General features: G+C 56.6%; 10 protein-coding genes and 3 CRISPR repeat arrays (1 of these 13 only partly in view). Of the genes, 3 read left to right on the top strand and 7 right to left on the bottom strand.

From position 1 onward, the window contains the following. A CRISPR array of direct repeats spans positions 1–73; the repeat unit is 28 nt (it extends 1,097 nt beyond the left edge of the window). Between the two features lie 59 nt (positions 74–132). From cas6f to cas1f, 6 genes are all read right to left on the bottom strand, one after another. Then, positions 133–696, bottom strand: coding sequence for a type I-F CRISPR-associated endoribonuclease Cas6/Csy4 (gene cas6f, locus CKW23_RS04460; protein ID WP_095067110.1), 564 nt, complete (start codon positions 694–696; stop codon positions 133–135). Positions 697–699: 3 nt separating this feature from the next. After that, positions 700–1,722, bottom strand: a complete 1,023-nt coding sequence (gene csy3 / locus CKW23_RS04455) for a type I-F CRISPR-associated protein Csy3 (RefSeq protein ID WP_095067109.1) — start codon at positions 1,720–1,722, stop codon at positions 700–702. A gap of 32 nt (positions 1,723–1,754) precedes the next feature. Further along, positions 1,755–2,735 carry a type I-F CRISPR-associated protein Csy2 gene (gene csy2 / locus CKW23_RS04450; protein ID WP_095067108.1) on the bottom strand — a complete coding sequence of 327 codons (981 nt, stop codon included), beginning with the start codon at positions 2,733–2,735 and terminating at the stop codon, positions 1,755–1,757. Continuing rightward, positions 2,728–4,074 carry a type I-F CRISPR-associated protein Csy1 gene (gene csy1, locus CKW23_RS04445; protein WP_095067107.1) on the bottom strand — a complete coding sequence of 449 codons (1,347 nt, stop codon included), beginning with the start codon at positions 4,072–4,074 and terminating at the stop codon, positions 2,728–2,730. Before csy1 ends, csy2 begins: the two co-directional genes overlap by 8 nt. A 103-nt stretch (positions 4,075–4,177) precedes the next feature. Further along, on the bottom strand, positions 4,178–7,540 hold the full coding sequence (gene cas3f, locus CKW23_RS04440; RefSeq protein ID WP_095067106.1) for a type I-F CRISPR-associated helicase Cas3f: 3,363 nt from the start codon (positions 7,538–7,540) through the stop codon (positions 4,178–4,180). Continuing rightward, a complete protein-coding gene (gene cas1f, locus CKW23_RS04435) occupies positions 7,537–8,514 on the bottom strand; it encodes a type I-F CRISPR-associated endonuclease Cas1f (protein WP_095067105.1) in 978 nt (325 codons plus the stop codon). The genes cas3f and cas1f overlap by 4 nt, the downstream gene beginning before the upstream one ends. A gap of 223 nt (positions 8,515–8,737) precedes the next feature. Next, a CRISPR array of direct repeats spans positions 8,738–9,365; the repeat unit is 28 nt; unit sequence TTTCTAAGCTGCCTACACGGCAGTGAAG. A gap of 629 nt (positions 9,366–9,994) precedes the next feature. After that, positions 9,995–10,742: a CRISPR direct-repeat array (repeat unit 28 nt; unit sequence CTTCACTGCCGTGTAGGCAGCTCAGAAA). A 219-nt stretch (positions 10,743–10,961) separates the two neighbouring features. Here cas1f and CKW23_RS04425 point away from each other — a divergent pair. From CKW23_RS04425 to CKW23_RS04415, 3 genes are all read left to right on the top strand, one after another. Further along, entirely contained in the window at positions 10,962–11,804 is an 843-nt protein-coding gene (locus tag CKW23_RS04425; protein ID WP_095067103.1) for an AraC family transcriptional regulator, read from the top strand. 50 nt (positions 11,805–11,854) lie between these two features. Next, positions 11,855–12,421 (top strand): LysE family translocator, encoded by a 567-nt coding sequence (locus tag CKW23_RS04420; protein ID WP_095067102.1) that lies wholly within the window; start codon positions 11,855–11,857, stop codon positions 12,419–12,421. Positions 12,422–12,557: 136 nt separating this feature from the next. After that, complete coding sequence (locus CKW23_RS04415; protein ID WP_025258812.1) at positions 12,558–13,313, top strand: hypothetical protein; 756 nt, start codon at positions 12,558–12,560, stop codon at positions 13,311–13,313. 62 nt (positions 13,314–13,375) lie between these two features. Here the strand turns inward: CKW23_RS04415 and CKW23_RS04410 are convergent, their stop codons facing one another. Next, the gene (locus CKW23_RS04410) at positions 13,376–13,606 is read right to left on the bottom strand and encodes a hypothetical protein (RefSeq protein WP_025258813.1); all 231 of its coding nucleotides are present in this window, start codon (positions 13,604–13,606) and stop codon (positions 13,376–13,378) included. Between the last annotated feature and the right edge of the window lie 122 nt (positions 13,607–13,728).

Genomic DNA, 13,728 nt, shown 5'->3' with positions numbered 1-13,728 from the left:
GGCAGCCCAGACAAGATCACTTGAGCATTGAGCAAAGCACTGAGCCTTCACTGTCGTAATAAGCAGCTCAAAAAAACAAAGCCCTTGTAGCTAGCTCACCTACAAGGGCTTCAATCCATTGCCAAAAGAACATCAAAACCAGGGAACAGTAGCCGTAGCACTCAACCCATAGCTATTGAAGGTCCCATCCTGGGCGCTGCTCTGTATCGGCTCATGCCGGATGAACAGCAGGAACGTCTGACCATTGGTACGGCTGCGCATCTGGACGAAGGGCAGGTTGCAGCGTTTTGCGGCGCTGTCGGGGATACGTTCGCGGGCTTGTTCTTCCGTGAGGCCGTGGCGTTTGATCAGGCGTCGTCTTGTGCGCTCCGGGTTGCTGTCCACCTGCACGCGGCTGATGCGGCGATGCTGCGCGTCAGTGGGCACCTGGCTCAGTTCGCCTACTCTCACATGGTCGCGCATGCCCGTCAGCCAGCTCTTGGCCATCAGGGCATCCAGCGCTTGCGCACTGCCATGCAAGCGCAGGAGGTTGCCCAGGCCGGTAGCCCTGCCGCTGATAGCGGGGAAACTGATGCCGATGTCATCGCGGCGCAGGTCATGCAAGCCGCGATGCAACTTGGACATCAGTGCGCTCATCAGTTGCGTGGCTGCAAACTCCGGATCGGGCAGTAATTGCAGGTCGAGGTAGTGATTCATGGCTTAGCCCGCCTCACCGAATACGCCGCCACGAATCAGGGTCGCGATGACGAAATGCTGCTGATTCAGCTCCGGCACCTTGTCCTTGAGCACCCAGCCATCGAGCAAGGTGTAGAAGTCATCCTTGGTGCTGCGTGGCTGGCGATAGGCCTTGCCTTGAGTGGTGACCGAGCCATAGGGTTCCACGGCAATCGGGCCATTGATATCGGCTTCCTGATACCAGGTGTCGATGCTGCGAATGGCGTTACCGATCTTTTGCGAGTGAATGCCCGCGACATCGCCGACCTTGTAGAGCGTCTTGCTTTTGCTGCCGCTGGCGCGTTCCAGAATCAGTTCTTGTGAGGGGAAGACTTCCTGCCCCGCACCCATTCGTACATAAGCTTTCACCTCCAGCAGCACATGCTGTTGACCTGCCAGACCACTGGCGATCAATTGTGTCAGCTCGCCCAGCGCCTTGGTATTTTCAGCGTTGGTATTGAAATCCCGCAGAGACAGCGCCAGAGCATCGAAAGCCCATTTCGAGGCGGCCTTGCCATCCACCAGATGAGCGACTTCCACCTGCACCTGCTCGGCACCAATACGATTGCGCCACAGGAAGCGACCGTTGGCCAGGTTGTGGGCATAGCGCCGTGCCAGTTCATCGAAGCCATTGCCATCAACGTAGCTTTTTACAGTGGCGAGCAGCTTGTCCCGGTACTCGGTGTCGTTACAGGCCGAAGGCTGGCCGGTGCCGCTCAGGATGCGCAGGGTAAAGCTGACCCGCAGGGTGTCGGCATCATGGGGCAGGGCGGCGACATCTACGGTTTGCAGGTTGGGCTTCTCGATCTGGGCATCCAGCTTGGCCGGGTCCAGGTCCTTGGTTTTCAGACGATTGGAAATAGTGCCGCGCACTGATTTTTCACGAATTTCCAGCGGTGTCCATTTATCGCGAGACTGCCAGTCGCCGGAATGAAACAGCGCATCGGAAGGATCAAGCTTGCGCTCGAAAGCCAGAACGGAAGCGGTCTTGAGGGTGTCGTTAGCCATGTTCAAATACCTTTTAGGAAGATGGTCAGCAGTCAGTCGAAGTCGTGCAAAACAACAGGGCGATAGTCGTTGGCGCAGCGATAGAGGCCGTCATCGGGTTGCGAATCGGCGTACCAGAGCAGGTGTTCGGGAGTGTGCAGGCGATGTGGGCTGATCCACTCACCGATGCCATACAGGCTTTCGACGAAACGGAAATCGGTTTGCCCATCACGGGCGTTCGCCACCGAGCCTGCAGGCAGCACGTCACTCAGCGCGCCATAGCCCACAGGAATGGGCACTATCCAGCCGCTGTCTTTTTTGTCGTTGACCCACTTGGGCTTCTTGTTCGGGTCTTCGTTGGCAACGCTATGCCAGTTGATGCGTGATAACGACAGCCAGGCGTCGAGCAGTGAGGCATCGGGGTCCTGCTCTTTAAGGGCGTCGTGCCGTTGTTCGAGCAGATCCTGACGATCAACCAGCGCAAAGCCTGGCAGCAGGCGCAAACGGATTTTGGTGAAGAGCTCTTGCCTGTCGTTTTCTTGAGGCATGAACACCATGAAAGGCTGCTGCTTGTAGGGCGGTGCACTGGACGGAACCACGCTGCCGCCAGCAATACGCATTTGCGAAAGCTGATCGCGTACCTGCCGGGCGATCAACTGCGTGGCTTCGCTATCGGTCGGCAACGTATCGCCTTGGACCCCGAACACAAGGCTGACTTCCATGTGCATCCGGCCTTCTTCAACAATCGCGGCAGTACTGCCGTCCTTGTTGATGGGGTTGCGAGTCAGGCGCAAGGTGCTCACGTACTTGCTGTCGGTGATTTGCTCTTCGTGATGGTGCACAACGACGCCGACAGCCTTGAAATTCAGGTCCATGCCTGCATCGTGGGTCTTGCGTTCCAGTGCCCACATCAGGCCCAGGAATGCCGTCATCGACGGGAAGCCATGAGTCAGCGGGCTGGAAATGGAGTTGGCGTTCTGTACGCGAATGCGTGGAATGACCAGCAGATGAGTGAACGAAGGGCAGTCAGCCATTGGAGGTCTCCCGGCCAGTGATTGGCATGAAAGAGTCGGCTTCGATGATTGCCTGTCTGGTCCAGTGTCTCAGCTCCACATCGCCGACGGGCAAGCCTATATTGCGAAGGATTGCATTCAGCCATTGCCCAAAGCGCTTGGCGACTTCATCGGGCCAGTCATTGCGTTCAAAGGCCGCGATAAATGCCTGGTCTTCATCGAGATAATCATCGCGCAAAGGCAGGCCGATACGGCCCGGGTCGAGCCAGAGTTGTTCACATAATGGCAGGTCGCAGTCAGGGTGACGGCTCCAGCCTGGTTCGAGCTGCTCGCGGTTGGTGAGGCCAAACGTGACCAGTGACAGGCCCAACGCTTTTTCGATGCTTTTTCGTGCATCACGAGTAGGCAGAGTTCTGGGCGGGTCTTTTTTCAGCAGCGTACACAAGGCTTCGATCTGCTCGGGCACACCTTCAAAATATCGAAAACGATCAAACGCCGTTTCGATATTGAGAAAGCCAGGTTGCCTGTACCGCTTCCAGGTCGGCGGTATCGAAGCCAGTAGATAATTCACCCCACCGCGCTCGCTGTTGAGCTGGCTGATGTTCTGCGGCTTGGTACCGCCCAGCTTGCGGGTGACCAGGTTGCGATAATCGCGGTATTGCCCGTCGTAAAGCTTTTCCTCTCGTCTGGCCTGTCGGGCTTCTTTGCTGGCTTCCCCGAAGCGCGCATCGTTGATGTCCTGGTGCACCGCGTGGGCAAGGCTGCTGGCGACCAGGGGCTGCAAGAGATGAAAGCCCGAGTTGTCAGTCGGCTCACCGGAAACACTCCAGTACACCTGCTTGGCCATGGTGTGAGAGGTCAGGGTAGAGGCTGGCCGGACCAGCCCCTTGAATGCTGCCGACCATTCATGGGCAGTGGCTTCGTCATCGCTCAATGCACTTAAGAGGTCAGCATCATTGGCCTGCAACCAGTCCAGCAAACGACGGCCTTCGACTTCTACCTTGAGAAATTTGTACACGTCGAGAGCAGCGGCATTACCCACGATATCGTCGGCATAAACCTCGCCCAGTACGTGGGTGCCTACTTCGGCATGTTGATGCAGTGATTGCGGTACGGCATGCAGGCTGCTGCCCCGAGCATCGGGATGCGTGGCCTTGAGTACATGAGTCACCGCCTGAATCTGCGCTACCCGACGCGCAGCATCGGCCAGCCAGGTGGCGTAATCATATTTGCCGGCAGCCTGACCACCTTCACCCTCGTCATTGCCTTTGAGCTTGGCTTCTTTGCGCTCATTGATAAAGGCAGTGATGGCGGCACGAAAAAGGGTAGAGCGAGGCGTAGGCCTAGATCCTTCATCCATGTTCGGAACCTTTAATAATCGACTGAGCGGATGCCAGTCCCATTAGTGCTTTGGGGTAATTCACTCTCTGCATATGCCTTCCTTGTATTGATGTTGATTCATTTCAGGCTTTCCCAAACCCCAAAACCGGGTGATACCTCCACCCAAACCGGCTCTCATGCACGCTGACTGAGGTGAATCTCTCGGCGCATTTCCTCAGTGACAGGCCCTGTGCCTCCGCCTGTTCAACAAGCAGTTCCATCAAATCGTGTCGACCCCAAGGCGTTATCCGTGGACCAAGCAGGCTGTCGAGGTCGATCGCGGTGAGTTGGTCTTGTGCGAGGGTATAAATCTCAGGCTTGCCGCGTTTGGCCTCTTCATGAATGCGATGCAGCACAAGCTGTTCTTCGTCTTCGTCAGGCAGAAACACCAGTTCGGTTTGCGGCGTGGTCTGTTCGCGGAAGGGCTGATGTTGCGGCAGGATCCAGGTCAGCGAAGCCTGTGGATACTGCCAGGCGCAGGCCGCATCCAGGTTGAATGTCGATTTAGATGCCGGGTTGTGATCCTTGGGCAGCATTTGTGCCGCAAGCCGTTTATGTTCGAGGTCTACCAGGCTTTTCTTGGCCTGCCACTCCTGAGCAGGTCGCGGCTGTATGCGCGGGCGTGCTGTGAGGGGCTGGTATTCATCCTCTTTCAGCAGCTTGCCGAGCCGATGGGTCATCAGCCTGAACGGATCATCAAGCGTGCCATTTTTGTTCTCGAAACCCGGTTGCACAAAAGCGGCTGCCTGCGGCTTCTCGAAGTGCCGCAAATTGGCATCGAAAATAAGCACATTGGGCGTCTTGCAGGGTTCGTTGCGATGCCGCTGTATGCGCCCGGCCAGTTGAATGAGCGAGCGCATGGACGAAGGCTCGACGATGGCCCAGTCATAATCGTGATCGCGGCCGACTTCAGTTACCGGCGAACCCAGCACCACAAACAGGTGGTTCTGCTCGGGAGACTGATCGATGGCTTGCCGAATTCCTGGTAGCGCATAAACCGCTTCACGCTTGCGCCGGTTCAGGCTGGTGTCCAGTTGCGCTTCGATGGCTGAGCGAAGCACTTGCGGAAAACGCGAGTGATAGACGCATAAATGAATGCGGTAATCCTCAGGTGCGCCAGCCTGAAACAATGCCAGCGCCACATCGAACAAGGGTTCGATATTGGCCATGCGTACCAGGCCGAAGCTGACCCGCTTGCCGCTGTGGGGGCAGGTTTCGGCGTGTCGGGCATGGGCTTCAAGCATGGCGCTGCGCACATGCTTGGCGAACTCGACACGAATGGCTTCCGGTTTTTTAGCTGTGATATTCAGCGGTATCAGCTCACCGCATCTTCGCGGCTCGGCTTTGCCCAGTTCTTCAACGCGACGTTGCACGAACGTTTCATGCTCGGTGAGAAAGTGCTGGGGATCACGGCAGGTCGTGCCGTGTGCAGCGAACTCATCCACCCACAGGCAGGCCACATCGGATGGCGGATAAGTGTGCAGGTCATGGGAGCCGCGGTTGCGTCGATAATGCACGCGACCTGCCCGATAGGCCTGGAACATCCCGTCCACCAAGGCGGGCGGCAGGGTTGCTGACGACAACAGCACCCGCGTACCGAGCATGCCAGCCCAATGCATCAGACGGGTCAGGGCCGGCAGGTCGGCAAGGTCGAAATCATCCAGTTCATCGAGCACCAGATCGCTGCTCATCATGCGCAGCATCGGCGCAATCTGACGTCCCGAGCGCTGGGCCTCGGTGGCGGGCATCAGGTGATCGATGGTGCAGACCAGCATGGGGGCGCTGAGCAGCGAACGTATGTCCTGATTGTCCATGGCTTTGGATAAGAGGCCGTGATTGCTCGACTGTCCTTCGTACAAGACGTGGCTGTCTTCTTCGAGCAACGCCTGCACTGAGCCCGAGCCGGTTTGCTCCGCCAGCTTCTGGTGAAACCTGAACAAGGCTTTGCTGGCCGAGCCGCCGACATGCACGGCCAGTTCGTCTTCCTTGAGGTGCAGATCCTGACGATAACTGGCTCCAGTTTGCAGCGTCAGCGTGCGCAGCCCCAGGGCGAAGGTGCAGCGAAACCCCAGTTGCGGATCGGCCAGGGCATTCATGATACGAACGTTGGCCAGGGTCTTGCCGCAACCAGTCGAAGCCATATTGACGATGAACGCCCCATGCTCGAATGACTTGCCCCGCAGGCTGGTGGCGGCATCGCTGGCTGTGTCCTGCCACTCGAAGCGACCCGAGCCACTGCGTTTGCGCAGCCCTTTGTGCTTGGCAAGGCGCGGCAGATAACGCTCGAAACCCGGTAGCCCATGAACGATGGTGCCCGCCAGACGCGCCACGCCCAGCAAGTGCTCATCCAGTTTCTGTTTGGGTTTGCCGTCTTCGGTATTGGCGTAGAGCAGGCATTGCGCATCGCCTTTGACGCGCTGTTCTGATTTGGCCGTCAGCCCCGAGTAATGGTGGTCAGCCAGCATCAGACTCAGGCGTGCCACATGCATGACATAAGGGTTATTCAGCCAGTCGCCTTTGCCTGCCTTGGCCTGTAGTGTCAGGAGCCGGTTTGCAATTTTTGCTGCCTGGGTGCGCCATTTGGGCAGTGTGACCGGTAAACCATGCTCGAATTGCCAATAAGGCTTTATCTCAACCGGTTCGGCAGGACTTTTCAGCTCGTTCCACTCATGGGTGACGCCCTCCAGCACATTGGCCAGAGAGGTCGGGGACACATAACGCGAAGGCTTGCCGAACCAGAGCTTTTCGTCGCCCAAGTCCCCCTTGAAAGGCTTTGTCGGCAAACGATGGTGAGTCACGACCAGCCAGGCAATCGCTGCCGCCAGAGGTGGCAAGTCGAGAAAGGGAGGTGGTGTGTCGGGGTCAAGTCCATCGCGTAGATAACGACCTTCAGTCAACCAGCTTTCGTCGTCCATTGAGTCGGGCTCGGCCAGACGTCTAAGCCAGGTTTCGTCGGAGTCGCGCCCGACGAATGCCAGAAAAAGCCGCAGCGAAACCCACTCGTGGCGATAAAGGTTTTTCTCACGGCTCTGTTTTTGCAGGCGTTGCTGAAACGCGATGCTGGATTTGCCAAGGTCATGCAGCAACGCCGCCATCTGCGCCAGCAAGGTGATGTCTTCGGCGGTATGCCAATCGTTTTCATCTTCCTTGCGCAGCACATTGCGTCGCGTAATGTTGGTCGGTACAGCACCCTGTTCATTGAAGCGACTGGCATCGCCAACGATCCACAGCAACTCGCTATGGTCCAGCCCTCTGATCCAGTGACAGGCCACCGCCGTGTTGCGGCGTGCGCTTTTCCTCAGCAGGCGACGCAAGGTGTCGAGGCCGTCTTGAGTGATCGGCGTTTGCCAGGTCCGCTCGCCGCGACGTTCGGCGAACTGATCCAGAATGCGCCGGGTTTCCACCAGCGCTCGCTTGTCGCACTGGCAGATAAGCAGGATATTCACGCGGCGCTGCCTCCAAGTTGCTCGGCAACGTCCTTGAGGCTGTCGATCATGAAATCCAGTGCTTCGCTGCGGGTCAGGTTCTCGATGCAGGCCTGACGAAACGCCTGTTCATCGTCGCCGCGCATGGCTGAGATAAAAGCCTGCGGCAGAATCAGCCCGTCCTTGACCAGATCCGCGGCATCGAACACCAGCCCGCCGCGCCGGGTCTTGCCGTGCAGCACTGCCAGACCATGGGGCAGGCCCAGCACCCAGGTGGCGGTTGCAGCCAGGCCATAAGCGAGGTAATTGCCATGATCGAGAAAACGGTTGGCCGGATCACCGCCTGAGCCACGTTTGGCGCGCACGAAGTCGCCATACTTCATGGCTGTGGCAGCCAGCTTGAAAAGGCGCTTGGTCAGTCGCGCTTCTTCGGTCAGCAGAAAAGTGTGGTCCGGGGCGTTATTGAGGGCTGTAAGGGATTGCGCCAAAGCGTTGTCGAGTTCAACCGGATCGACCTTGAACCCTGCCTTGGCAAAGGCCTTGTGCTCGATCCACTGGAGTCGGATATGTTCCAGCCGCAAGCGCTGAAAAGCCTTCGCGGCTTCCAGACGCAGATCGTCCCTGAACCAGAACGTCACCCAGCGTTGCAGGTATTCAGTAGGCCGATATTCGCTTTGCGGCGAGAACCAGGCGACCTCGATATCGATCTCGTTGGCACTGAACAACGGCGTACCGCCACCGCCGCAAAAGCCCACCAGCACACCCGCCTTGGCCAACTCACGCATCGCCGCCTGAGTGACCGAAGTCCCCGTGCCCAGCAGCACGGTCGTGGTATTGGCGATGGGGATATTCCAGTACAGCGACTGCTTGCCCGCATCGGTCACATACTCGACCCGACCGCCATTCACCAATACCCGGCAATGCTGCAGATAATAAATATTCGCGCGTTTTGAATGCAGGATCGTCTTGAGATCCGAAGAACTGATGTCATCCATGATCGAACCAGTAATGGCACTTGGCCGGGGAGAGGGAATGTATATAGCCGAAAGCGTAAGGCGGTGCTTTATGTTTTTTGAGGTTGGGAGTGGTCGTGAGTCAGAAAGATGAGTCTGCGGTTCTTGTAGGGAGTGGATTACAGAAGGGTTGTTGTGGGCAGGCGTGCTTCTGCAGGTTTGGATTTAAATTTATGTAGATCAGTTGGTTATGGGGTTATTGGGGTGTGTGAGCTGCCTGTTCGGCAGTTAATGAGAGCAGATGACCATTAATGACCGGGTCGTATTTCTGAGCTGCTTATGCGGCAGTGAAGGTGGATTTCTATTACTGGGAAGATGGCGATATTTTCTAAGCTGCCTACACGGCAGTGAAGGGCGGGGTTTTTCATTTCAGCCCACCGGAATTTTTCTAAGCTGCCTACACGGCAGTGAAGGATGCCCATGCGCAACAGCGGGATTTTCAATTTTTCTAAGCTGCCTACACGGCAGTGAAGAAGATCGCGCTCAGGCACAGCAGGCCGCCCTGTTTCTAAGCTGCCTACACGGCAGTGAAGATTTCGGCGTCCTCGGTGATGGCGTTGCCGGTTTTCTAAGCTGCCTACACGGCAGTGAAGGCCCTGGTGAGTGGTGCAGATCCTGCGCACCATTTCTAAGCTGCCTACACGGCAGTGAAGGATTGATGCCATCGGATACGGGCGAACCCGGTTTTCTAAGCTGCCTACACGGCAGTGAAGTTCAACGAATTGCACGCTGCAGTCCACGCACTTTTCTAAGCTGCCTACACGGCAGTGAAGAATCGTCGGGTCTTCTGCTTGGGGCACGGGTTTTTCTAAGCTGCCTACACGGCAGTGAAGTAGACACTCTCCTCGATAACCTTCCGTTCTCAAAGAAAAATATGCGCCAGCAGCCGTTTTACCCCTTTTTTTCATCAGATATGTAAGTGATTGATTTTAAAGGGGCGCATATTTGGTGAAAAAAAGAGGGTCAGAATCAGCATTCCGGAAAATGTTTTTGTGCGTCTATTGCTCGCTGTAGATACGGGCACGTATCGGTAGATATTGTCCCTTGCATTGTCGCGGGCAAGCCCCCTCCCACTGGTGGTACATCCGAGTCGGTTGAGCACCGTCTTCGCTACTGAAGTCGCTACGGAGTAATGCCGATCAGTTAAGGTATACACAAAACTTGTGGGAGGCAGCTTGCTGGCGAAAAATCTGAAAAGCGGCAGATATTCTGCGGTTGTACATTGAAGTCGCCAGCAAGCTGCCCTGCACAAAGTGATTTATCAAAAGATACGGCGCTGTCGCACTCCCCGGGAATATCTGTCTACGGTGGCCAAGAATGAACCCTTTCTTGACCCTCTTTTTTTCACCATTGGTTCGTCCTTTAAAAATCAATGACTTATAAAACTCGATAAAAAAAGGGTAAAACGGCTGCTGGTGCATATTTTTCTTTGAAAACGGAGGGTTATCGAGGAGAGTGTCTACTTCACTGCCGTGTAGGCAGCTCAGAAAACCCCTTGCTCCTCCGCCAACGCCTGAATCAGCTTCACTGCCGTGTAGGCAGCTCAGAAATATCAGCGTGACAGCATCCTTCGCGCTCACCCCTTCACTGCCGTGTAGGCAGCTCAGAAAGAAGATGCTCGGCTACTGCTGAGTCTCGCGGACTTCACTGCCGTGTAGGCAGCTCAGAAATGCCAGAAATGCGGAAAGATCACTGAGCAGCTCTTCACTGCCGTGTAGGCAGCTCAGAAAAATTTGGCGAGAGTTGTTAAACAGGGCGGCCACTTCACTGCCATGTAGGCAGCTCAGAAAATGCTGAAACGCGAAACTTCTGATCCGCCTATCTTCACTGCCGTGTAGGCAGCTCAGAAAGGCTACCCACCTTTCCCAATGATCCCCATGGGCTTCACTGCCGTGTAGGCAGCTCAGAAAACGAAATGGCTGATATCGAATATGTGGCGCTACTTCACTGCCGTGTAGGCAGCTCAGAAATTCGTGATTTCACAGTTGACCTGGATGCCGGCCTTCACTGCCGTGTAGGCAGCTCAGAAAGATGAAAAGAAAGACCTGCCGAAGTGGATGACCTTCACTGCCGTGTAGGCAGCTCAGAAAATGTTCGACCTCCAGGGATTTTCTGAATGAGTCTTCACTGCCGTATAGGCCGCTCAGAAAAGGAACAGGATCGACAGCACGTATTGCGGCTCCTTCACTGCCGCATAAGCAGCTCAGAGAAGCTTCACCGCCATAGTCGCGGGCAAGCCCCCTCCCACGGTAGTACATCCAATAGATATCCATCGCCTGAAGCACCGTCTTCGCGACTGAAGTCGCTCCCACACAAGCCAATTCATTCACGAAAGGCCTCGAAGGCATCCTGCACAAACCTTCTAGACTTCCCATCCCCCATGCGCGATAACACGCTTCTCTATCCCCTTGTTTGCCCATAAGCCTGCCATGACTCAGAGCAACTGGATCAATCTTGCTCAGGACCGCGATACCGGTATCGAGACGCTGCATGCGCATTTCGAGGGGAATGCTCATGCCTATGATCCTCACTGGCATGACAGTTATCTGGTGGGTGTGACGGAGCAGGGGGTTCAGCAGTTTCATTGTCGGCAGCAACGTTATGCCAGCACGCCGGGTCAGGTGTTCATGCTGGAGCCGGGTGAGATTCATGATGGGGATGCGCCCAGCGCCGAGGGTTTCACGTATCGGACGCTGTACCTCGACCCGCACTGGATAGCCCGCGAACTGCCTTCGCTGTTTGAAGAGGCGCCGGATGGCTATCAACTGGGGTTCTCCGATACGTTGGCAAGCGACCCTCGACTGACCAATGCCACTCTCTTTGCATTTGCCGCGCTGCACGGGCAGGAAACGCGGTTGTTCCGGCAAAGTGCCCTCGATGGATTGCTGGAGCGGCTGACCAGTAATCTGCGCTGGCGGCTTCGGCAGAATCAGGACCCGCGCCTGCCTCAAGTGGCCTTGCGCGCCCGGGACTACCTGCATGCCCACTTTCGACGCGACCTGGGGCTGGATGAACTGGCCAAGGTCTGTGGCGTGGATCGCTTTCGTCTGAGTCGTGCCTTCAAGTCAGCATTTGGCCTGCCACCCCATGCCTATCTGGTGCAACTGCGTCTGGCTCAGGCCCGACGAATGCTGGCCGCAGGCGCATTGCCCGTTCAGGTCGCCAGCGACCTGGGTTTTGCTGACCAGAGTCACCTGGGCCGCTGGTTTCTGCGGGCCAACGGCATGACCCCTTCGGCCTACCGAAACCGCTGCACGGATCTTCCAGACTAAAGCCCTTTGCCGGGCGAGCATGAGTGCATCCCGCTTCTGGAGTTGTGCGCATGCTGTCCTTCATGTTGTTTGCCTTTGTTGCCTCGATTACGCCTGGCCCGACCAATATTCTGGTGCTGAGCAACAGTGCCCGTTATGGCTTTCGCGCCAGCCTGCCGATCATTTTCGGCGGCTGCATGGGGGCCGCTGTTCTGGTGTGGCTGGTGGGAACAGGAGTGGGGCGTTCTCTGATGCAGATACCGGGAGCGCATCAGGTGATGGCCACCGTCGGCGTGCTCTGGCTGACCTGGCTGGCGTGGAAGATTTTCAACAGCGCCAGCACCATCGAACAGGACGACAAGCAGAACCGGCTCGGTTTTATAGGCGCGGCAGGTCTGCAAGTGGTCAATCCCAAGACATGGATGATGGCGCTGGCGGTGGTCAGTGTTTTCAGCCAAGGCACGGTGGTGGATCTGGCGCTGGTTTTCTTCCTGGTGTCGGTGCCGTGCTTGGTGTGCTGGGCATTGCTGGGCCGGGGATCGGCGCGGTTGCTCAAGTCCGGGCAGGCCATGCAACGGCTGAACCGTGGCATGGCGGTGTTGCTGCTGGTGTCGGCGTGGGCGGGCTACTTGCGCTGAGGTCAGCCTGTTCTGAGGTGAGGATGAGCGATTGCTCTTAAAGATGACTGATCTCACGCCGATATCGCTGTAACTTCAGTCACCGCTCAGCCCAATCCCGCAGGATGCGCAGAGCTTCCATCATGGACGAACATCAATGAATCAAAGTGGTTACCTGTGTCTGGCCTTCATGATCATCGTGGGCTGCCTGAGCTTTTTTCTGCAACCCGAGGCCGCTGGCGTTTCATTCGCATTGATTGCGCTGTTTTCCTGCAGCTACTTTGTCTACTTCCTGATCAAGAACAACCTGCACCACGGCATCATTCGTGGCCTGCTGCTCTCGGTGCTGGTCATGGCACTGGCGGTCATCCCGGTTCTGGGCTGGATCGTGGTCATCGGTTTTGTGATCTACAACATATCCAAAGCCGTGGACGGTCTTAAAAGCCTGATCCCGGACGTGCTCACCAGTGTGGTCATTTACGGCCTGCTGCTTGCCCGACTGGCCTTCGATATTCGTGACCCGTTGGCCATTGCCGTACTTGCCTGTGCTTATCTGGTGGCTGCGATCATCTATTGCCGAGGCCTCAACGGGCTGACCACCCAGAATGCGCTGTTCAAGATGAGCATCATGTGGCTCTCGATTCCCTTTGCGGCGCTGACCGTCATTTCCATCGTTTCAGCTCTGGGCAACCTGTTCCGCACCATCAGCTCCACCATCACCCGCACGGTTCTTACGCCTCAAGTGGTTTCTGCCCACATGCGTGGCGGCATCCAGATTGAGGAATACACCCGCACGATCAGCACCTCCGTCAACGAAACCGTCACGCGAGTCGTGCCAGGTGTGGGGGGCGTGGTGACAACATCCATGGCCGGCGAAGTGGCACAGAAGGTCAAAGAGGAAAAGCCTGAGTAATTCGGGGGACGGGTCTGGTCGCAGGTTCTGCTGACGACCAGACTCCGGATATTCGTTCCAGGCTAGAGGTCTTTCTTCACTTCCTTGTCCACATGCTTGTCCGCTTTGTGGCGCTCTTCATCATCGTGCTTGAGGCCTTTTTCGGCTTCCTTGGCGTCATGCTCGACACCCTTGTCCACTTCACGATTGTCGTGCCGTACGCCTTTCTCCAGCTCGCTTTCAGCAAGGGCCGGGCTTGCGAAGCTGCCCAACAACAGAGTTGCAGCGAATGTCGCCATCACTAGCTTCTTCATAGACTTCTCCATTTTCTGAACGGCCGTCCCTTTCATGGGGCGATCAGGTTCAACGATAGACCAGTCAGGAACAGGGATGCGGGTTTTGTATCTGGATGCCGGTTAAAGGCTATATGGCATCA

It is taken from the genome of Pseudomonas sp. Irchel 3A18 (assembly GCF_900187465.1).
In the GTDB taxonomy this organism is placed as follows: Bacteria; Pseudomonadota; Gammaproteobacteria; order Pseudomonadales; family Pseudomonadaceae; genus Aquipseudomonas; species Aquipseudomonas cichorii.
Note: the sequence above shows the minus strand (reverse complement) of the source record. Positions and strands in the feature narration are given on the sequence as shown.

What these genes read in the sequence shown, in the direction of transcription:
- cas6f (WP_095067110.1), bottom strand. Translation starts at nt 696, where the DNA reads ATGAATCACTACCTCGACCTGCAATTACTGCCCGATCCGGAGTTTGCA.
- csy3 (WP_095067109.1), bottom strand. Translation starts at nt 1,722, where the DNA reads ATGGCTAACGACACCCTCAAGACCGCTTCCGTTCTGGCTTTCGAGCGC.
- csy2 (WP_095067108.1), bottom strand. Translation starts at nt 2,735, where the DNA reads ATGGCTGACTGCCCTTCGTTCACTCATCTGCTGGTCATTCCACGCATT.
- csy1 (WP_095067107.1), bottom strand. Translation starts at nt 4,074, where the DNA reads ATGGATGAAGGATCTAGGCCTACGCCTCGCTCTACCCTTTTTCGTGCC.
- cas1f (WP_095067105.1), bottom strand. Translation starts at nt 8,514, where the DNA reads ATGGATGACATCAGTTCTTCGGATCTCAAGACGATCCTGCATTCAAAA.
- CKW23_RS04425 (WP_095067103.1), top strand. Translation starts at nt 10,962, where the DNA reads ATGACTCAGAGCAACTGGATCAATCTTGCTCAGGACCGCGATACCGGT.
- CKW23_RS04420 (WP_095067102.1), top strand. Translation starts at nt 11,855, where the DNA reads ATGCTGTCCTTCATGTTGTTTGCCTTTGTTGCCTCGATTACGCCTGGC.
- CKW23_RS04415 (WP_025258812.1), top strand. Translation starts at nt 12,558, where the DNA reads ATGAATCAAAGTGGTTACCTGTGTCTGGCCTTCATGATCATCGTGGGC.
- CKW23_RS04410 (WP_025258813.1), bottom strand. Translation starts at nt 13,606, where the DNA reads ATGAAGAAGCTAGTGATGGCGACATTCGCTGCAACTCTGTTGTTGGGC.